This window comes from Mitsuaria sp. PDC51, from assembly GCF_900113225.1.
Lineage (GTDB): Bacteria > Pseudomonadota > Gammaproteobacteria > Burkholderiales > Burkholderiaceae_C > Roseateles.
Map to the genome: position 1 here is coordinate 1206184 of NZ_FOZE01000001.1, position 19323 is coordinate 1225506.

General features: G+C 69.4%; 12 protein-coding genes. 4 read left to right on the forward strand and 8 right to left on the reverse strand.

The window, feature by feature from the left end:
- Entirely contained in the window at nucleotides 1–591 is a 591-nt protein-coding gene (locus BM393_RS05295) for a tripartite tricarboxylate transporter TctB family protein (protein WP_091723165.1), read from the forward strand.
- Nucleotides 592–609: 18 nt separating this feature from the next.
- Nucleotides 610–2130 carry a tripartite tricarboxylate transporter permease gene (locus tag BM393_RS05300; protein ID WP_091723168.1) on the forward strand — a complete coding sequence of 507 codons (1521 nt, stop codon included), beginning with the start codon at nucleotides 610–612 and terminating at the stop codon, nucleotides 2128–2130.
- 141 nt (nucleotides 2131–2271) lie between these two features.
- Here the strand turns inward: BM393_RS05300 and hemH are convergent, their stop codons facing one another.
- The 8 genes from hemH to argA form a co-directional block, all read right to left on the reverse strand.
- A complete protein-coding gene (gene hemH, locus BM393_RS05305; protein ID WP_091723171.1) occupies nucleotides 2272–3372 on the reverse strand; it encodes a ferrochelatase in 1101 nt (366 codons plus the stop codon).
- Nucleotides 3373–3423: 51 nt separating this feature from the next.
- Nucleotides 3424–4365, reverse strand: a complete 942-nt coding sequence (locus BM393_RS05310) for an adenylate/guanylate cyclase domain-containing protein (RefSeq protein ID WP_091723173.1) — start codon at nucleotides 4363–4365, stop codon at nucleotides 3424–3426.
- Between the two features lie 365 nt (nucleotides 4366–4730).
- Complete coding sequence (gene rpoD / locus BM393_RS05315) at nucleotides 4731–6959, reverse strand: RNA polymerase sigma factor RpoD (RefSeq protein ID WP_091723176.1); 2229 nt, start codon at nucleotides 6957–6959, stop codon at nucleotides 4731–4733.
- A gap of 431 nt (nucleotides 6960–7390) precedes the next feature.
- Nucleotides 7391–9469, reverse strand: coding sequence for a DNA primase (gene dnaG / locus BM393_RS05320; RefSeq protein WP_091723178.1), 2079 nt, complete (start codon nucleotides 9467–9469; stop codon nucleotides 7391–7393).
- 9 nt (nucleotides 9470–9478) lie between these two features.
- Nucleotides 9479–12031 carry a bifunctional diguanylate cyclase/phosphodiesterase gene (locus BM393_RS05325; protein WP_091723180.1) on the reverse strand — a complete coding sequence of 851 codons (2553 nt, stop codon included), beginning with the start codon at nucleotides 12029–12031 and terminating at the stop codon, nucleotides 9479–9481.
- A gap of 339 nt (nucleotides 12032–12370) precedes the next feature.
- The gene (locus BM393_RS05330; RefSeq protein WP_091723182.1) at nucleotides 12371–12673 is read right to left on the reverse strand and encodes an H-NS family nucleoid-associated regulatory protein; all 303 of its coding nucleotides are present in this window, start codon (nucleotides 12671–12673) and stop codon (nucleotides 12371–12373) included.
- A gap of 258 nt (nucleotides 12674–12931) precedes the next feature.
- Nucleotides 12932–13204: an oxidative damage protection protein gene (locus BM393_RS05335; protein WP_091723184.1), complete on the reverse strand. Its 273-nt coding sequence runs from the start codon at nucleotides 13202–13204 to the stop codon at nucleotides 12932–12934.
- Between the two features lie 69 nt (nucleotides 13205–13273).
- Nucleotides 13274–14614, reverse strand: coding sequence for an amino-acid N-acetyltransferase (gene argA, locus BM393_RS05340; RefSeq protein ID WP_091723187.1), 1341 nt, complete (start codon nucleotides 14612–14614; stop codon nucleotides 13274–13276).
- Nucleotides 14615–14725: 111 nt separating this feature from the next.
- Here argA and BM393_RS05345 point away from each other — a divergent pair, with 111 nt between their 5' ends.
- Together BM393_RS05345 and hrpA are read left to right on the forward strand one after the other, a co-directional pair.
- Nucleotides 14726–15136, forward strand: a complete 411-nt coding sequence (locus tag BM393_RS05345; protein WP_091723190.1) for a VOC family protein — start codon at nucleotides 14726–14728, stop codon at nucleotides 15134–15136.
- Nucleotides 15137–15178: 42 nt separating this feature from the next.
- Nucleotides 15179–19243 carry an ATP-dependent RNA helicase HrpA gene (hrpA, locus tag BM393_RS05350; RefSeq protein WP_175538193.1) on the forward strand — a complete coding sequence of 1355 codons (4065 nt, stop codon included), beginning with the start codon at nucleotides 15179–15181 and terminating at the stop codon, nucleotides 19241–19243.
- Nucleotides 19244–19323: the final 80 nt, after the last annotated feature.

Sequence of the window (19323 nt, forward strand, 5' to 3'; positions counted from 1 at the left end):
ATGTCCGATTCTTCCTCCAAGGCCGTGGCCGGCCACCCGACCGCCACCGTGCCCGGCGCGGCGCCCTCGGCGCCGGATGTCGTCGACACCACCCCGCATCCGCTGTACCAGACCCTGGTCGGCGTGGGCGCGGTCGTCGTCGGCGCGGTGATGGCCATCGGCGCCGCCGCCATCCCCGGTGACGCCGGTTACGGCGGCGTCGGTCCCAACGCGCTGCCGTGGTTCGTCGCGGTGGTGCTGATCGTCTGCGGCGCCTGGCTGGTGTGGGAGTCCCGCACCGGCGGCTTCCGCCAGATGGAGCCGCCCTCGGGCGCACCGCGCGCCGACTGGGTGTCGGCCGCCTGGGTCGCCGGCGCGGTCATCGCCAACGCGGCGCTGATCACCACGATCGGCTTCGTGCTCGCCTGCACGCTGTGCTTCGTACTGGCCGTGCGCGGCCTGCGCCGCGCCGAGGGCAAGGGCCACGGCGGCGCGCGCCAGCTCCTCATCGACGTCGTCACCGGGCTGCTGATCGCCGCGCCGGTGTTCTGGCTCTTCAACAAGCTGCTCGCCCTCAACCTGCCGGCCCTCACCGCCGGCGGCTGGCTCTGAGCCTCCTGGAGTCCTGACATGCAAGACCTCTGGACCCACCTGATGGGCGGCTTCGCCACGGCCGCCTCGGGCGCGAACCTGATGTGGGCCTTCATCGGCTGCGCGCTGGGCACCGCCATCGGCGTGCTGCCCGGCCTCGGCCCGGCCGTGACCGTGGCGATGCTGCTGCCCATCACCGCGCAGGTCGACCCGACCGCGTCGATGATCTTCTTCGCCGGCATCTACTACGGCGCGATGTACGGCGGCTCGACCACCTCCATCCTGCTCAACACCCCCGGCGAAACCGGCACCATGGTGACCGCGCTGGAGGGCTTCAAGATGGCCCGCCACGGCCGCGCCGGCGCGGCGCTGGCCACCGCGGCGATCGGCTCGTTCTTCGCCGGCACCATCGCCACCGTGCTGGTCACGCTGTTCGCGCCGGTGCTGGCGGACTTCGCCGTGACGCTGGGCCCGCCCGAGTACTTCTGCCTGATGCTGCTGGCCTTCACCACCGTCAGCGCGGTGCTGGGGCAGAGCACGCTGCGCGGCATGACGGCGCTGTTCATCGGGCTGGCGATGGGCTTGGTCGGCCAGGACCAGATCACCGGCCAGATCCGCTACACCGCCGGCGTGCCCGAGTTCCTGGACGGCATCGAGACGGTGCTGGTCGCGGTCGGCCTGTTCGCGGTGGGCGAGACGCTCTACGTCGCGCTCTACGAAGGCCGCAGCAACCTGATGATGAACACCATGGGTCGCGTGCACATGACGCGCCTGGAGTGGAAGCGCTCGATCCCGGCCTGGATCCGCGGCACCGGGCTGGGCTTCCCGTTCGGCGTCATCCCGGCGGGCGGCACCGAGATCCCGACCTTCCTGAGCTACGCGACCGAGCGCAAGCTGTCCAAGCACAAGGAAGAGTTCGGCACCACCGGCGCGATCGAAGGCGTGGCCGGGCCCGAGGCGGCCAACAACGCGGCGGTGACCGGCACGCTGGTGCCGCTGCTGACGCTGGGCATCCCGACCTCGGTGACGGCGGCCATCCTGCTGTCGGCGCTGCAGAACTACGGCATCCAGGCCGGGCCGCAGCTGTTCACCACCTCGTCGGCGCTGGTGTGGGCGCTGATCGCGTCGCTGTACATCGGCAACGTGATGCTGCTGGTGCTGAACCTGCCGCTGGTGGGCCTGTGGGTGAAGCTGCTGCGCATCCCGCGCGCGCCGCTGTACGCCGGCATCCTGATCTTCGCGACCGTGGGCGTGTACGGCATGCGCCAGAGCGCCTTCGACCTGTACCTGATGCTGGCCATCGGCGCGATGGGCGTGGTGATGCGGCGCTTCGACTTCCCGACCGCGCCGGTCGTCGTCGGCATGATCCTGGGCCCGCTGGCCGAGGCGCACCTGCGCAACGGCGTGGCCATCGGCGGCGGCCACTGGGGCGTCTTCTTCGAGCGCCCGCTCTCGGCGGGGCTGCTGGCCGTCGTGGTGATCGTGCTGCTGCTGCCGCGCGCGCTGAAGTGGCTGGGCGCGCGCAAGGCGCGCCAACAGGCGGCGACCGCGCTCGGCTGAGCGCCGCGCCGGACGCGCGAAGGGCCCCTGCGGGGGCCCTTCTTCATTGGCGCTTCATCGGGACCTTGTTGGCCGGCCGCACGATGGGACGGCGTCGGCATGCCGCCCTCGTGGCAGAGGCGCGACCGCGCGCCGTCGTCGTCAGCGAGCGGCGCCGGCGGCCGTGGCGGCCTGGCGCTGGCGGGCGAGGGCGGCGGCCTGCGCCTCGTCGGGGACGACGGTCGTCGGCCAGCCCTGCAGGTGCTGGGTCGCGATCGCCGCGAGCGCGCGGATGTGGGCCGGGCGATCGTTCAGGCAGGGGATGTAGCTGAAGCGCTGGCCGCCGCTGTGCAGAAAGGCTTCGCGCGCTTCCATGTCGATCTCTTCCAGCGTCTCGATGCAGTCCGCCGAGAAGCCGGGGCAGACCACGTCGACCGACTTCAGCCCGCGCCCGGCCAGCTCGCGCAGCGTGGGCTCGGTGTAGGGCTCCAGCCAGCGCGCCTTGCCGAAGCGACTCTGGAAACTCACCTTGTACTGGGCGTCGGACAGTCCCAGCGCCTCGGCCAGCAGGCGGCCGGTCTTCAGGCACTCGCAGTGGTAGGGGTCGCCCAGCGCCAGCGTGCGCGCGGGCATGCCGTGGAAGCTCATCAGCAGCAGCTCGCCGCGGCCCTCGGCCTTCCAGTGGGCGCGCACGCTGTCGGCCAGCGCGGCGATGTAGCGCGGGTCGTCGTGGTAGCGGTTGACGAAGCGGAACTCCGGCAGGTGGCGATGCGCCAGCGACCAGCGCGCCACGTCGTCGACGACGCTGGCGGTGGTCGCGCCCGAGTACTGCGGATAGGCCGGCAGCACCAGCACCCGCGTGGCGCCCTCGGCGCGCAGCGCGTCGAGCTGCGACGCGATCGACGGGTTGCCGTAGCGCATCGCCGGCAGCACCTTGACGCGGTGGCCCTGCTCGCCGAGCTGGCCCTGCAGCAGCGCGGCCTGCTTCTTCGTCCAGACCAGCAGCGGCGAGCCGTCCTTGGTCCAGATGCTGGCGTACTTCTTCGCCGACTTGGCCGGCCGGGTGCGCAGGATCACGCCGTGCAGGATCGGCCACCAGGCGGCTCTCGGGATCTCGATGACGCGCGGGTCGGACAGGAACTGCGCCAGGTAGCGGCGCGTGGCCTCGGGCGTGGGCGCGTCGGGCGTGCCCAGGTTGACCAGCAGCACGCCGATCGTCGGCGCGCGCCCATGGACGTGGTCGGGTTCGGGACGGAAGCTCATCCGGCGAGGAGAAGGAAGGACAGGGAATGGCGGGGCGGTCGCGCGGCGCGCTCAGAGGCCGCCGCGGCGCATCAGCATCGGCGAGGCGGCCTCGGCCAGGTGCAGTACCTCGAAGCGCACGGTCGGCGCCTGCGTCTCGGACGGCGGCCCGCCCAGGCCGATCGCGCCCGCGCCGTGCAGCGTGCAGGAGCCGCGGCGCAGGCTCAGCGTCTGGCCGCCGGCGCCGAAGCGCACGAAGGTGCCGTTGTAGCTCAGGTCGGTGAGGCTGAAGCTGCTGCCTTGCCAGTCGATGCGGGCATGCGAGCGGCTGACGCGGACGTCGGTGATGCAGTAGGTCGCCTGCGTGCTGCGGCCCAGCACGATGGGCATCTGCTCGATGTCGAAGACGCGGTCCAGGTCCTGCCAGACCAGGCGGATGCCCTCGGGCGCGGCGCTGCGGACGATCTCGCCGAACTGCGTCGCCGCCGCGTCGCCGCGGCCCTGGTCCAGCACGTAGATGTGGACCGGCTCGGCACGGCCGCGCACGCTGATGTGGTCCAGGCTGCGGAAGCGCGACTTCTGCGCGCTGGTCAGGCCGTGCACCACCTCGGCGGTGACGACGGTCTCGCCATCGCCGGCATGGTCCAGCAAGCGGGCCGCGACGTTGACCGCATCGCCGAAGCAGTCGCCGTGGATCTCGACCACCTCGCCGCGCGCCAGCGCGATCTGCAGGTGGGTGTGGCGCAGCCGCTCGCTGCGGGCCGAGGTCTTGACCAGCAGCTCCTGCATCCGCATCGCGGCCTTGATACCGTCGCGCGGGTTGTCGAAGGCGGCCATCAGGCCGTCGCCCAGGGTCTTGATGATGTCGCCGCGGTTCTCGTCGACCGCCTGGCCGATCAGCGCGACCGTCTGCGTCACCAGCCCCGAGGCCTCCGCGTTGCCCAGGGTCTCGAACAGCGCCGTGCTGCCGCGCAGGTCGGCAAACAGGACGGAGCGCTCGCGGATCTGGGTCATCGGCCTTGTTGGAGCTGAGGTGTGAAGGAAGTCTCAGTGTAGCCGCGCCACCCTCGGCGCCGCGTGGTGATTAGCCCTCGCCTCGGGGGCCTGTCGGCCCGGGTGCGACACCTCTCCCCCGACGGGCGGGCGAATGCCGGAGCACGCCCGGGGCGACAGCCCCGGCCATGAAAAAACCGGCCAGCGTCCGAAGACGGTGGCCGGTCGAGGAGGCAAACCCGGTGCCCGAAGTTCGACGGCCGTCTGGCCGCCGAAGGGGCGGGGGATTTACAGGTTGTCCAGGTAGGTGCGCAGCTTGTGGCTTCGCCGCTCGCTGCATGCCGACTGCGTCGTCATCCGCCTGCGGCGGGCACGTCCTTGGGCAATCAGAGATTGTCCAAGTACGTGCGCAGCTTGTCCGAGCGGCTCGGATGCTTGAGCTTGCGGATCGCCTTGGCTTCGATCTGGCGGATGCGCTCGCGGGTGACGTCGAACTGCTTGCCGACTTCCTCCAGCGTGTGGTCCGTGCTCATCTCGATGCCGAAGCGCATGCGCAGCACCTTCGCTTCGCGCGGGGTCAGGCTGTCGAGGATGTCCTTCACCACCTCGCGCAGGCCGGCCTGCATGGCGGCTTCGATCGGCGCGGTGTTGTTGGTGTCCTCGATGAAGTCGCCCAGGTGGCTGTCGTCGTCGTCCCCGATCGGCGTTTCCATGGAGATCGGCTCCTTGGCGATCTTCATGATCTTGCGGATCTTGTCCTCCGGCATCTCCATCTTCTCGGCCAGCGTCGGCGCGTCCGGCTCGAAGCCGAACTCCTGCAGATGCTGGCGCGAGATGCGGTTCATCTTGTTGATCGTCTCGATCATGTGAACCGGGATGCGGATGGTGCGGGCCTGGTCCGCGATCGAGCGCGTGATGGCCTGACGGATCCACCACGTCGCGTAGGTCGAGAACTTGTAGCCGCGGCGATATTCGAACTTGTCCACCGCCTTCATCAGGCCGATGTTGCCTTCCTGGATCAGGTCCAGGAATTGCAGCCCGCGGTTGGTGTACTTCTTGGCGATCGAGATGACCAGGCGCAGGTTGGCCTCGATCATTTCCTTCTTCGCGTCGCGCGAGGCCTTCTCGCCCTCGTTCATCCGCTTGTTGATGCCCTTGAGGTCGTCCAGCGGCACCACCGCCTTGCCCTGGATGTCGATCAGCTTCTGCTGCAGCTCCTGGATGGCCGGCAGGTTACGCGACATGATGTTCGCGTACGGCTTGCCCGAGGCCACTTCCTTCTCGGCCCACTGCAGGTTCAGCACGTTGGGCGGGAAGGTCTTGATGAAGTGGTCCTGCGGCATGCCGCACTTGTCCACGACGATCTTGCGGATCTCGCGCTCGAAGCGGCGCACGTCGTCGACCTGCGAGCGCAGGATGTCGCACAGCTTCTCGATGGTCTTGACGGTGAAGCGGATCGTCATCAGCTCGGCGCTGATGGCCGCCTGGGCCTTGTTGTAGTTGGCCGACTTGTAGCCGTCCTTCTCGAAGGCCTTGCGCATCTTGTCGAAGTTGGACGCGAGCGAGTCCAGCTTCACCAGCGCCGCGTTCTTCAGCTCTTCCAGCTTCTTGGTCAGGGCCTTGGAGCCGCCGGCGCCGTCGTCGTCGTCCTCTTCGTCGAACTCGTCGAAGTCCTCTTCGGCGACGTAGTCGTCCGCCTCGTCATCGGAGACGAAGCCGTCCACGGCTTCCGAGATCTGCATCTCGCCGGCGCGGATCTTGGCGGCCATGGCCAGGATCTCGGCGATGGTCGTCGGGGAGGCGCTGATCGCCAGCATCATGGCCTGCAGGCCGCCTTCGATGCGCTTGGCGATCTCGATCTCGCCCTCGCGGGTCAGCAGCTCGACGGTGCCCATCTCGCGCATGTACATGCGCACCGGGTCGGTCGTGCGGCCGAATTCGGAGTCGACGGTCGACAGCGCGGCTTCCGCGGCTTCTTCCGCTTCCTCCTCGGTGGCCGTCGGGGAGGTCGAGCCCTGGATCAGCAGCGTGGCGGCGTCGGGCGCCTGCTCGTACACGGCGATGCCCATGTCGTTGAGCATCGACACGATCGCCTCGAGGATTTCCTCGTTGATCAGCTTCTCGGGCAGGTGGTCGTTGATTTCCTGATGCGTCAGGAAACCCCGCGTCTTGCCCATCTTGATGAGGGTCTTGAGCTCCTGGCGGCGCTTGGCGACTTCCTCTTCGGTGAGCGCGGTCTCGTCCAGGCCGAACTCGCGCATGAGCGCGCGCTCCTTGGCGCGGCTGACCTTCATGCGCAGCGGCTTGGCCTTGGGCTTGTCCTCGCCCAGCTCCTCGACCTCGGCGGTCTCGACTTCCGCGTCGGCCTCGCCGTCGCCCTCGACCTCGCCGTCGGCGTCCGCGTCGCCGAAGTCCTCGTCCTCTTCCTCGACCTTGGCCTTGCCGGCGGGTTTCTTCGACTCGGTCTCGGCCTTGGGCTTGCGGCCGCGCTTGGGCTTGTCATCGGCCGAAGCGGTGGCGGTCTTGGTGGTCTTGGCGGCGGCCTTCGCGGCCGGCTTCTTGACTTCTTCGGTTTCTGCGGCGGCGGCCTTGGACGCGGTCTTTTTGGCGGTCATGCAGTTCCTCGGTGGCTCGGGGCCAGTAGGTGAATGCGGGGAAATTCGCGGTGATGCAGGCAATGCAAACGGCCACCTGCGTCGCCGGCGCCCACAAACTCCCGGCACTTGCGGGCTATGCGGCGCGACGAGCCCAGGCGGCTCGAACTCGTGCCCTGGACGACAGGTCGGGACGAACCGACCGCCATTCAAGGCTTGGCGCGTGAAGGCTAGCGTGAACCGTTGAAGTTGCAGCCCAGGCGGTAAAGGTTGGCCACTTTGGATATGAACCCAGGGTCAGCTGGGGGGCCGGGGACCGGTTGGCGCTGCGGTCACTCTTGACGCGCGAAAACCCTTGATTATCTGCGAAATCGGTTGTTTGGTCAAAAAGGCGGATTCAACCGCCCCGAAGAGCGCCCATGGAACGCCCATCGGGCGCCCTCAAACCGCCCTTAAACCGCTTTCAGGTCGCGGATCTGCCGCTGCAGCGACTGGAAGCGCGCCATGTCCGGCTGCGGGCTGCGGGCGATGCGGTCGGCGTCCGCCTGCAGCTTGCCGATCCACAGCTTGCGCAGGGTTTCGCGGAATTCCGCCTCGAGGTGCTCGTCGCCGGGCGGGGCGGTCAGCGGGCCGCCGCTGACGCGCTGGGCGAGGTCCATCAGGTCCGCTTCCTGCAGCGCGACCTGCAGCACCGCCCAGGGCGTCGGGCCGTTGTCGACCAGGAAGCGCTCAAGCCAGGCGATCAGCTGCCCATGTTCGCCGGGCAGTTCATGCAGCAGCTGCAGGTCCTGTTCGCCGATCTGGTGCCAGAGCTCGCCGTGCAGCAGCAGCATCCGGACCGCGAGGTTCATCGGCGCCGGCGGCAGCTCCAGCGGCATGCCGATGGTCGGGTCCTGGTCGCGCTTGCGCCACTCGCCCTTGCCACTCCACTTGCCTTTGCCGCCCTTGCCCTTGAAGTCGCCCTTGGGTTCCCACTTGCGCTGGGACTGGCCCGGCGGCGGTCCGCCGGACGCGACGCCCGCGTCGAGATCGTGCGGGATGTGGACCTCGTCCGGTCCATGCGAGCCCTCGTCGCCATAGGCCGAGGCGGGGATGTCGAAATACGGGTCTTCGTGGCTGCCGTCGGTCGACGGAGCGACCGCGCGCGCGGCCGGTCTCGGCGCGGGCGCCGCGGCGGGCCGATCCGCGCGCGGACGAGTGCCCGGCGCGGCCGGCGGGAGCGCGTTGGCCCACAGCGCCTGCAGTTCCGCGTCCGGCAGCTGAGCGCGCCGCGCCAGCTCGCCCAGCAGCTGGCGCTTGAGCAGCCCCTCGGGCAGCGCCGCCCACAGCGGCTTGGCGACGCTGAGCATCCTGGCGCGGCCCTCGGGCGTGCCGAGGTCGCAGCCGTCGGCGGCGGTCTCCATCAGCTGGCGCGACAGCGGCACGGCGCCCTCGACGCAGCGCTCGAAGGCGTCGGCCCCCAGTTCCCGGACATAGGAATCGGGGTCGTGTTCGGTCGGCAGGAAGAGGAACTTGATCGTCCGCGTCTCGTTGGCGTGGGGCAGGGCGGCCTCGAGCGCCCGGCCCGCGGCGCGTCGGCCGGCGGCGTCGCCGTCGAAGCTGAACACCACCGACTCGGTGAAGCGGAACAGCTTCTGCACATGGTCCTGCGTGCAGGCCGTGCCAAGCGTGGCCACCGCGTTGCCGAAGCCGTGCTGCGCCAGCGCCACGACGTCCATGTAGCCCTCGACCACCAGCGCATAGCCGCGCCGGCGCATCGCGGGCCGGGCCTCGTAGAGGCCGTACAGCTCCTTGCCCTTGTGGAAGACCGGCGTCTCCGGGGAATTCAGGTACTTGGGCTCGCCCTTGTCGAGCACGCGCCCGCCGAAGCCGATGACCTCGCCCAGCACGTTGCGGATGGGGAACATCACCCGGTCGCGGAAGCGGTCGTAGCGGCGCTGCTCGGCCTCGCTCTTGCCGGGGTCGTCCTGGAGGATGACCAGGCCGGTCTCGACCAGCAGCGGGTCGTCGTAGGACGGGAAGGCGCTGGCCAGCGAGCGCCATCCATCGGGCGCATAGCCCAGGCCGAACTGCAGCGCGATCTGGCCGGTGAGGCCGCGGCCCTTGAGGTACTCGATCGCGCGCGGGTTGCCCTTGAGCTGCTGGCGGTAGTGCTGGCCGGCCTTGGCCAGGATCTCGGTGAGCGTGGCCTGGCGCTGCTTCTGCGCCTTTTCCTGCTCGCGCTGCTGGGGGCTGCGGTCGTCCTCGGGCACCTGCATGCCGGCCTGCTGGGCCAGGTCCCGGACCGCGTCGATGAAGCCGATGCCCAGGTGCTCCATCAGGAAACCGACGGCGTTGCCGTGCTGGCCGCAGCCGAAGCAGTGGAAGGTCTGGCGCGAGGGGCTGACGGTGAAGCTCGGGGTCTTCTCGCCGTGGAACGGGCACAGGCCCTTGTGGTTGATGCCGGCCTTCTTGAGGTCGACATGGCGGCCCACGATGTCGACGATGTCGACGCGGGCCAGGAGGTCCTGAATAAAGCCGGGCGGGATCACCGCAGGAGTTTAAGTGATGGCCTGCGGCGGCTTTTCGCGGCCGCGGGCGACGGCGCCGCGCTGCCGCGCCCAGTCCAGCAGCGCCTGCGGCGGCAGCGGCTCGCACAGGCCGCTGCCCTGGCCGACGCGGCAGCCCATCTCGACCAGCGCCCGCGCATGCGCCGCCGATTCGACGCCCTCGGCCACGAGTTCGCAGCCGAACTGCCCGGCCAGCGCGATCACGCCCTGCACCAGCGCCCGGTCTTGCGGGTCGACCAGCATGGTCTGGACGAAGGAGCGGTCGATCTTCAGCTGGTCCAGCGGCAACTGCTTGAGCACCGACAGCGTCGCGTAGCCGGTGCCGAAGTCGTCCATCGCCAGCCACAGGCCCAGGCGCTTGCAGTCGGTGAGCAGGCGGCGCGCCAGCACGACGTCGTCAAGCGCGCTGGACTCGAGCAGCTCCAGCACCAGCCGCTGCGGCGGGACTTCCGGATGGCGGGCCAGCAGGGCGGCCAGCCGTGCCGGGAAATCCGGCGCCGCCAGGTGACGCGGGCTGATGTTGACGCTGAGCGTGAGCTCGAGGCCTTCGGCCCGCCAGCGCCCGCATTGCGCGAGCGCCTGTTCCAGCACCCAGTGCCCGAGCGCGGCGGCCATGCCGCTGCGCTCCACCGACGGCAGGAAGGCCGCCGGCGCCAGCAGCCCGCGCTGCGGGTGATGCCAGCGCAGCAGCGCCTCGGCGCCCAGCAGCTCGCCGGTGACGAGGTCCAGCTTGGGCTGGTAGTGGAGGCACAGCTCGCCGGCCTCCAGCGCCTGCTGCACGCGCTGCGCGGCCTGGGCCTGCGCCTCGCGGCTGCGGCGCTTCTCGACGTCGAAGAACTGCACGCCGTCGCGACCGCTGCGCTTGACGCGGTACAGCGCATGGGCGGCATGGCGCATCAGGGTCTCGGCTTCGCCGCCATCCTGCGGGTACAGCGTCGCGCCGACGCTCGCGCTCAGCCGCAGCACGTCGCCGGGCGTGCCCGCCGCGCTGCCGAAGATGTCGTCGTCGCGGGCGTCCCCGTCCTCGTCACTGTCCCTGTCCAAGCCCATGGGCGAAGTCGGCGTCTCCTCGGCCACCGAAGCGGCGTCGGCCGGGGCGTGGCCCGGCGATGCGTCGATCGGCCGGCGCACCACCTGGACGAGGCGCTCCAGCGCCAACTGCGCCTCCGCGGGGCTCTGCACGCGCAGCAGCAGGCCGAACTCGTCGCCGCCGAGCCGGGCCACCTCGTCGGACCATTGCGGCTGCTGGCGCAGCGCCGTCGTCAGCCGACGAGCGAGCTCGCGCAGCGCCTGGTCCGCGCGCGCGGCGCCATGGCGGCGGTTGAACGCGGCGAAGCCATCCAGGTCCAGCCGCGCGATGCACAGCATCGAGCCGGGCCCGACATCGCGACTGGCCTGCAGCGCGGCCTGCAGGCGGCGCTGGAACTCCTGCTCGTTGGGCAGGCCGGTCAGCAGGTCGAAGCGGCCGATCCGCTCCAGCGCCTGCTGCCGCTGCAGGTCCTGGGTGAGGTCGCTGAGCGCCAGCACGCGGTAGCGCGGCGGGCCCTCGGGCTCCGGGATCGAGGACACGGTGAGCCGCAGCGTGCGCGGCGGGCCGCCGGCGGCGCGGACCTTCACCAGTCCCTGCCAGTGGCCGGCGGGATCGGCCAGCGCCTCGGCGATCGCGTCGAGGTCGTGGCCGCTGCGATGCAGCTGCGCCGCCTCCATCGGCAGCGCCGGCCGGCCCAGCAGCTGGCGGCGCAGCGCCTCGGCCGTGTCGGGCAAGGGGCCGTCGTCCTCGATGACCAGCCCCGTCGGGGCCTCGAGCAGCTCGCCCATCAGCGACCAGTAGGCCGGGTTGGCGTCGAGCAGCCGGTGGTCGAGGTCGGTGATCGCCAGGCCTTCGTGCAGGTGCTGGAACAGGCCGCTGCTCAGGCGCTGGCGTTCCTCGGCGGTGCGGCGCCACTGGATGTCCTGCAGGCTGGCCAGCACCCGCCGGGCGTGGCCGCGCGGATCGCGGCGCACGACGCGCAGCCGCAGCTCGTGCCACACCCAGTCGCCGTCGTCGCCGGGCAGGCGCAGCGGATGGTGCAGCGCATCGGCCGCGCCCGCGGCGTCGGGGCGCCCGGCTGAGGCGCGCTCGAGCGCCGGGCCCTTCAGCAGCGCCGGCAGCAGCTCCTCGAGCTTCATCCGGTCGACCGCATGGACCCGATCCAGCCAGGCCAGCGGCGCGGCCGGATCCGGCGGTCCGAGGCGCGCCTCCCAGCCGGCCGAGGCGGCGATCGATCCGCCCGGGATCCATTGCGCCAGCGACAGGCCGGCGCTGTCGATCTTGGTGCGCCATTCGCGGCGCTCGTCGAGCGCGCGGCGACGTTCCATCCGGCCCTGCAGGACGACGCCCAGTCCCAGCAGCGGCAACAGCCACCAGGCGACCGCGCGCCAGGCGGGCCACCAGGCGCCCGCCAGCAGCAGCGCCAGGGTGGCGGCGACCAGCAGCGCCGTCGGGACGGACGCGGGCAGGCGGCGCGGCGCTGCGGGCAGCGCCCAGCCAGCGTGGGCGGACATGTCGGACTTCAAGGCGGCAGCGGCTCAGGAGGGGCGCGCCGCGCGCGGGTCGCGCGCGGAATCGGGCGGGATGCTAGCCGTGGCCTTGTCGCGGACGGTCAGCGCATTCCCTGCCGCGGTGGGCGCGCCCCCCGGAATGGGGGTGGCTGGCCCCCAAAGACGCGGAGCCGGCACGGCGCGGGCAGAAGCGCCGTCGGAAATGCAGCGGGGAATGAAAAAAGAATGCAGCCGGGGGAATGCCCTGGGAAGGGCGGCAGGAAAAGCGACTCCGAAAAGCGGCTCCGAAAAGCAGAAAGCCACCCGAAGGTGGCTTTCAAGCGGGGCCTGAAACGGCGGGCGTCAGATCACGAAATCTTCCAGCTTGGCGCCGCCGGAGATCGCGGCCTTGAGCCACTTGGGTTGCAGACCGCGGCCGCTCCAGGTTTCGCCAGTCGCCTGGTTGCGGTACTTGGCCGCCACCTTGGACGACTTCGCCGTACCGGTCTTGGCCGCGCGCGCGGTCAGGTCGGCGACCGACAGGCCGTATTCCTGCATCAGCGACTTGACCTTGGCGATCGCGTCGGAACGCTCACGTTCCTGGGTTTCGGCGATTTGCTGTTCGAGGGCGGCCCGCTGGGCCAGGAGGTCTTTGAGCGATGCCATTTATGCAATTCCTCGCGTAGTTCAACAGCTCCCCGGAAAGGGATTGCCGCATTATAGGCAGGGAATCGAGTATCACCGCAAGGGGGTAAATGCCCGGTTCTCGGGCTGTCCCGCATTTCCTGGGGATTTCAGCGCCGGTCTGTCAAAAATCGTGTCGGCCGTGGCACGAATTGGGGAGGGAAGTCCCCCGGGCGTGGGCGGGAAATGCCCTAAACCGGGGAGTGGCGGTGCATCCCGGGATGCACCGCCGCGGGGAAATCAGGCCGTCGGCGGCACATATCCGGCGGGTTGTTCCGCGCCGCCGCCGAAGAAGAACTGCTCCATCTGCCGCGCGAGGTATTGGCGCGCGCGCTGGTCCGCCAGATTCAGGCGGTTTTCGTTGACCAGCATGGTCTGGTGCTTCATCCAGGCCGCCCAGGCTTCCTTGGAGACGTTCTCATAGATGCGCTTGCCGAGTTCGCCGGGATAGACGGGAAAGTCCATGCCTTCGGCTTCCTTCTTCAGATAAACGCATTGCACGGTGCGGGCCATATCAAACCTCGATGTTCAGAAAGTGGGGGGAAGGGACGTCGCCGGGCGGGTTGCGCCGGCGGCGCCGGGTCAGCTGAGTTTCTTGACCAGGACCTGCGAGCGGCGGTCCCAGTTGTATTTGCGCTTGCGTTCCTCGGGCAGCCAGTTCGGGTCGACCGGCTGGAATCCGCGCTTGATGAACCAGTGCATGGTGCGCGTGGTCAGCACGAAGATGCTGGTCAGGCCCATCGCCTTGGCGCGCTGCTCGATGCGCTTGAGGATGCGCTCGCCATCGCCTTGGCCCTGCACGGCGCTGGACACGGTGAGGGCGGCCATTTCGGCGGTGCGCGCTTCCTGGTAGGGATGCAGCGCCGCACAGCCGAATATCACGCCGTCGTGCTCGATGACGGTATAGGACTCGATGTCGCGCTCGATTTCGCTGCGCTCGCGCTTGACCAGCGTGCCATCGCGCTCGAACGGTTCGATCAGCGCGATCAGGCTGCCGATATCGTCGTGGGTCGCCTCGCGCAGGCTTTCGAGTTTCTCGTCGACCACCATCGTGCCGATGCCGTCGTGGGTATAGACCTCCTGCAGGATCGCGCCGTCGACGGCGAAAGGCAGGATGTGCGAGCGCTCGACGCCCGATTCGCAAGCCTTCACGCAGTACTTCAGGTAGAAACCGACGTCGGTCGGCTGCGTCGGCGGCGGCAGTTTCGCGATCAGGCGTTTGGCGTCGGCCAGCGCGAGTTCCGTGTCGATCGCGCTTTCCGGATCGTCGGGGTTTTCGCGCACGCCCTCGACCTCGGTCATGAACAGCAGCTTGTCGGCCTGCAGCGCGATCGCGGTTTCGGTCGCGACGTCTTCCATCATCAGATTGAAGGCGTCGCCGGTGGGCGAGAAACCGAAAGGCGACATCAGCACGATGGCGCCGATATCGATGGCGCGCTGGATCGCGGCGGCATCGACGCGGCGCACGATGCCGGAGTGCTTGAAATCAACGCCGTCGACGATGCCTACGGGGCGCGCGGTCAGGAAATTGCCCGATACGACGCGCACCGTGGAATTGGCCATCGGGGTGTTGGGCAGGCCTTGCGAAAAGGCGGCTTCGATTTCGAAGCGCAATTGGCCGGCGGCCTCCTGGGCGCTGTCCAGCGCGATGCCGTCGGTGATGCGCATGCCGTGGCTGTATTGCGGCTGGTGGCCCTTGAGCGCGAGCTGCTCGTTCACCTGCGGGCGGAATCCATGGACCAGCACGATCTTGATGCCCATCGCATGCATGATGGCCAAGTCCTGGACGAAGCTGTTGAGCTTGCCGGCCGCGATCATTTCCCCGGTCATCCCGACGACGAAGGTTTCTCCGCGATACGCATGGATATAAGGGGCCACCGCGCGAAACCACGGCACGAAGGTATGGGGGAAGACCAGGCTCATGGGCGCGGATTGTGCAACAGGCTGTCCCCCCAACGCGGCGGGAAGGTCACTTGCGGGACACCGTCCGGCGGCGGAGCATGGCGCCTCCACAACACCCCCCGGAGCGAGACGATGGAAGTCTTCAAGACCCATGGCGCCTTCAGCTGGTCGGAGCTGCTGACCACCGATCCGAAGAAGGCCTCGGAGTTCTACGGCAAGCTGTTCGGTTGGAAGATCGACGTGATGCCGATGCCCGGCGGGCCAGCGGAGGCGCCGCCGTATTACCTGATCAAGACCGCCAAGGGCGGGGACGACGCGATCGGCGGGTTGATGGCCTGTCCGCAGCAGGGCATGCCGCCGGCCTGGGGCGTGTACGTGACCGTCGACAACGTCGACGAGACGGTCGCGCAGGCCAAGGCGATGGGGGGCAAGGTGCTGATGGAGATCATGGAGGTGCCCACCGTGGGACGGATGGCGACGCTCCAGGATCCGCAAGGGGCAGTGATCAACGTGATCACCTACGCCGAGATGCCACCAGCCTGACGACCGGCTCCCGCTTGCGGGGCGCGAGATAATCCGCGCCCCGTGAGTCAGAACACCAACGCCCCCGCCCCGGCGGCTCCGAAGACGGATCGCGCCCCGCGTCCGCCGCGCCGCCCGCGCCAGCAGGCCGCTCCTCGGCCTCCCGCTCCCGCCAACCCGATCCCGCCGATCGAGTTCCCCGAATCGCTGCCCGTCTCCGGCCGCCGCGAGGAGATCATGCGGGCGCTCGCCGAGCACCAGGTCGTGATCGTCTGCGGCGAGACCGGCTCGGGCAAGACCACGCAGTTGCCCAAGATCGCGCTGGCCATGGGCCGCGGACGCGGCAACGGCGGCGGCCTGATCGGCCATACGCAGCCGCGCCGCATCGCCGCCTCCAGCGTCGCCAAGCGCATCGCCGAGGAGCTCAAGTCGCCGCTGGGCGACGTGGTCGGCTACAAGGTCCGCTTCCAGGACCGGCTGCAGCCCGGCGCCTCGGTCAAGCTGATGACCGACGGCATCCTGCTGGCCGAGACCCAGACCGATCCGCTGCTCCAGGCCTACGACACGCTGATCATCGACGAGGCCCACGAACGCAGCCTCAACATCGATTTCCTGCTCGGCTACCTGCGCGAGATCCTGCCGCGCCGGCCCGACCTGAAGGTCATCGTGACCTCCGCGACCATCGACGCGGACCGCTTCGCGCAGCACTTCGCGTCCGCGAAGGGGCCCGCGCCGGTGCTGATGGTCTCTGGGCGGCTGTTCCCGGTCGAGCAGCGCTACCGCCCCTTCGAGGAGTCCCGCGAGTACGACGTCAACGACGCCATCTGCGACGCGGTCGACGAACTCTGGCGCGAAGGGCGCGGTGACGTGCTGGTCTTCCTGCCCGGCGAGCGTGAGATCCGCGAGGCCGCCGAAGCGCTGCGCAAGCATCACCCGCCCGGCGTGGAGGTGCTGCCGCTGTTCGCGCGTCTGTCCGAGCAGGAGCAGAACCGCGTCTTCCAGCCGCACGGCCAGCCGCGCATCGTGCTGGCGACCAACGTCGCCGAGACCTCGCTGACGGTGCCCGGCATCCGCTACGTGATCGATCCCGGCCTGGCGCGCGTCAAGCGCTACAGCTACCGCAACAAGGTCGAGCAGCTGCAGATCGAGAACATCAGCCAGGCTGCCGCCAACCAGCGCGCCGGCCGCTGCGGCCGCGTCAGCAACGGCATCTGCGTGCGGCTCTACGAGGAGAAGGACTTCCTCGGCCGGCCGCGCTTCACCGATCCGGAAATCCTGCGCAGCTCGCTGGCCGGTGTGATCCTGCGGATGAAGGCGCTGCACCTGGGCCAGGTCGAGGACTTCCCCTTCATCGAGCCGCCGCCGCGCAAGGCCATCGCCGACGGCTACCAGCTGCTCAACGAGCTGGGCGCCGTCGACGAGCGCAACGAGCTCACGCCCATGGGCAACGAGCTGTCCAAGCTGCCGCTGGACCCGCGCGTGGGCCGCATGATCCTGGAGGCCCGCAAGCGCGACGCGCTCAGCGAGATCCTGATCATCGCCAGCGCCCTGTCCGGCCAGGACGTGCGCGACCGCCCGGCCGAGCAACAGCAGCAGGCCGACGAGAAGCACAAGAAGTTCGACGACGAGAAGTCGGAGTTCATGGGCTATCTGAAGCTGTGGAAGTGGCTCGGCGACGCGCGGGGAGGGGAAGGGGAACACAAGCTCTCCGTCCGCAAGCAGGAGCAATTGCTGCGCGACAACTTCGTCAGCCCGCGCCGCGTGCGCGAGTGGCGTGACATCTACTCGCAGCTGCACACCGTCGTGGCCGAGCACGGCTGGCGTCTGAACGGCGCGCCCGCGACCTACGAGCAGGTCCACCTGTCGATGCTGGCGGGCCTGCTGGGCAACATCGGCGTCAAGGCCGATGACGACGACTGGTACCTGGGCGCGCGCGGCATCAAGTTCTGGCGTCATCCGGGCGCGCACCTGAGCAAGAAGCCGGGCCGCTGGATCGTCGCGGCGGAGCTGGTCGACACGACGCGGCTGTTCGGGCGCGGCATCGCGGCGATCGAGCCGCAATGGCTGCCGGGCATCGCCGGCCACCTGATCAAGACCCAGCTGCTGGAGCCGCACTGGGAGAAGAAAGCGGCCGAGGTCGTGGCGCTGGAGCGCGCGACGCTCTACGGCATCGTGCTCTACAACAACAAGCGCGTGAACTTCGGCCGCATCGACGCCGCCGCCGCGCGCGAGATCTTCATCCGCGAGGCGCTGGTCAATGGCGACTGGGAGACGCGGCTGCCCTTCCTGGCGCACAACCAGAAGCAGATCGCCAAGGTCGAGGAGTTGGAGCACAAGTCGCGCCGGCAGGACGTGCTGGTCGACGACGAGCTGATCTTTGCCTTCTACGACCAGCAGCTGCCGGCCGACGTGTACTCGGGCGCGACGCTGGAGAAGTGGTACCGCGAGGCCAGCAAGGCCGATCCCAAGCTGCTGCACCTGAGCCGCGACGAGCTGATGCGGCACGAGGCCGCCGGCGTCACCAGCAATGCGTTCCCGAAGACGATCCGGCTGGGCGGCGTCGATTGCACGGCGACCTACCTGCATCAGCCCGGCGACGCGCGCGACGGCCTGACCGTCACCGTGCCGATCTACGCCTTGAACCAGGTCAGCGACGAGCGCGCCGATTGGCTGGTGCCCGGCATGCTCGAGGCCAAGGTCACCGCGCTGCTCAAGAGCCTGCACCAGAAGCCGCGCGCCCGGCTGACGCCGCTGCCCGAGTTCGTCGCCGAGTTCGTCGAGCTGCATCCCTTCGCCCAGGGCAACCTGGTCGAGGTGCTGCTCAAGGCGGTGAAGGAGCGCACGCAGCTGGCGGTCCAGCGCAACGACTTCAAGCTCGAGCAGGTGCCCGCTCACCTGTTCATGAACCTGCGCGTCGTCGACGAGCACGGCCGCCAGCTTGGCCAGGGCCGCAACCTGGCCACGCTCAAGGCGGAACTCGGCGGCCAGGCCCGCTCCGCCTTCCAGGCCCTCGCCGCGCTGAAGCTGCAATCCTCGACCCCGTCGACCGACACCGCCACCAGCGCCGATGCCCGCGCCGATGCCGACGCAGGCACAGGCAAGGCCGCAGGCGCTGCCGCTGGTGCGGGCGCGGGTCTCAACTCCCTCTCCCGCTCGCGGGAGAGGGCAGGGGTGAGGGCAGCGCCCGCCGAAGGATCAGCCTCTTCCTCAGCCGCCCAACCCTCCCGCGGCATCAAGGCCACGGTGGCTCCACCGCCCAAGCCCGCCGCCGAAGCGACGAAGACCTTCACCGCCTGGACCTTCGGCGAGCTCCCCGAGCTGATGGAGATCCGCAAGGGCGCCCAGACCCTGATCGGCTTCCCGGCGCTGATCGACAAGGGCGCGCACGTCGAGATCGAAGTCTTCGACGAACCCGAGCTCGCCGCCGCGAAGCACCGCGCCGGCCTGCGCCGCCTGATCGCGCTGCAGCTCAAGGAGCCGCTGAAGTACCTCGAGAAGAACATCCCCGACCTGACCCAGATGGCGGTCGCCTACATGAGCCTGGGCACCGCCGAGGAACTGCGCGACCAGATCGTCGCTGTCGCCCTGGACCGCGCCTTCCTCGCCGACCCGCTCCCCACCGATGAATTCAGCTTCAAGGCCCGCGTCGAGGAAGGCCGCGCGCGGCTCAACCTGATCGCTCAGGAAGTGGCGCGGCTGGCGTTCAACGTCCTGATCGAGTACCAGGGCGCGCTGCGCAAGCTCAAGGACACGCGCTCGGCCTCCAAGGAAGTCGTCGACGACATCCAGGCGCAGCTGCAGCGCCTGATGCCCAAGCGCTTCGTGCTGCAGACGCCCTGGAGCCAGCTGCAGCACTTCCCGCGCTACCTCAAGGCGATCACGCTGCGGCTGGACAAGCTGCGCGCGGACGCGGCGCGCGACGCCAAGCTGCTGTCGGAGCTGCGGCCGCTGGAGCAGCGCTGGTCGCGCCGCGTGGCGGAACTCAAGGGCACGCCGGATGCCCGGATCGACGATTTCAGGTGGCAGCTGGAGGAGCTGCGGGTGAGCCTTTTCGCACAGGAACTGAGAACGCCGCAGCCGGTGAGCGTCAAGCGCCTGGAAAAGGTGTGGTCCCAGTTACAAAACTGAGCGGAGAATCGCCCCTACTTCTCCAGGCGAGGACATCGGGTTTTCGGTCCAATCCAAGCTACAAAAGGTCCGTGGCCCCC

Bases quoted from the DNA above. Each gene is read 5' to 3' on its own strand.
- rpoD (WP_091723176.1), bottom strand. From the start codon at position 6,959: ATGACCGCCAAAAAGACCGCGTCCAAGGCCGCCGCCGCAGAAACCGAA.
- hemH (WP_091723171.1), bottom strand. From the start codon at position 3,372: ATGAGCTTCCGTCCCGAACCCGACCACGTCCATGGGCGCGCGCCGACG.
- BM393_RS05295 (WP_091723165.1), top strand. From the start codon at position 1: ATGTCCGATTCTTCCTCCAAGGCCGTGGCCGGCCACCCGACCGCCACC.
- BM393_RS05330 (WP_091723182.1), bottom strand. From the start codon at position 12,673: ATGGCATCGCTCAAAGACCTCCTGGCCCAGCGGGCCGCCCTCGAACAG.
- BM393_RS05310 (WP_091723173.1), bottom strand. From the start codon at position 4,365: ATGACCCAGATCCGCGAGCGCTCCGTCCTGTTTGCCGACCTGCGCGGC.
- argA (WP_091723187.1), bottom strand. From the start codon at position 14,614: ATGAGCCTGGTCTTCCCCCATACCTTCGTGCCGTGGTTTCGCGCGGTG.
- BM393_RS05335 (WP_091723184.1), bottom strand. From the start codon at position 13,204: ATGGCCCGCACCGTGCAATGCGTTTATCTGAAGAAGGAAGCCGAAGGC.
- BM393_RS05345 (WP_091723190.1), top strand. From the start codon at position 14,726: ATGGAAGTCTTCAAGACCCATGGCGCCTTCAGCTGGTCGGAGCTGCTG.
- BM393_RS05300 (WP_091723168.1), top strand. From the start codon at position 610: ATGCAAGACCTCTGGACCCACCTGATGGGCGGCTTCGCCACGGCCGCC.
- BM393_RS05325 (WP_091723180.1), bottom strand. From the start codon at position 12,031: ATGTCCGCCCACGCTGGCTGGGCGCTGCCCGCAGCGCCGCGCCGCCTG.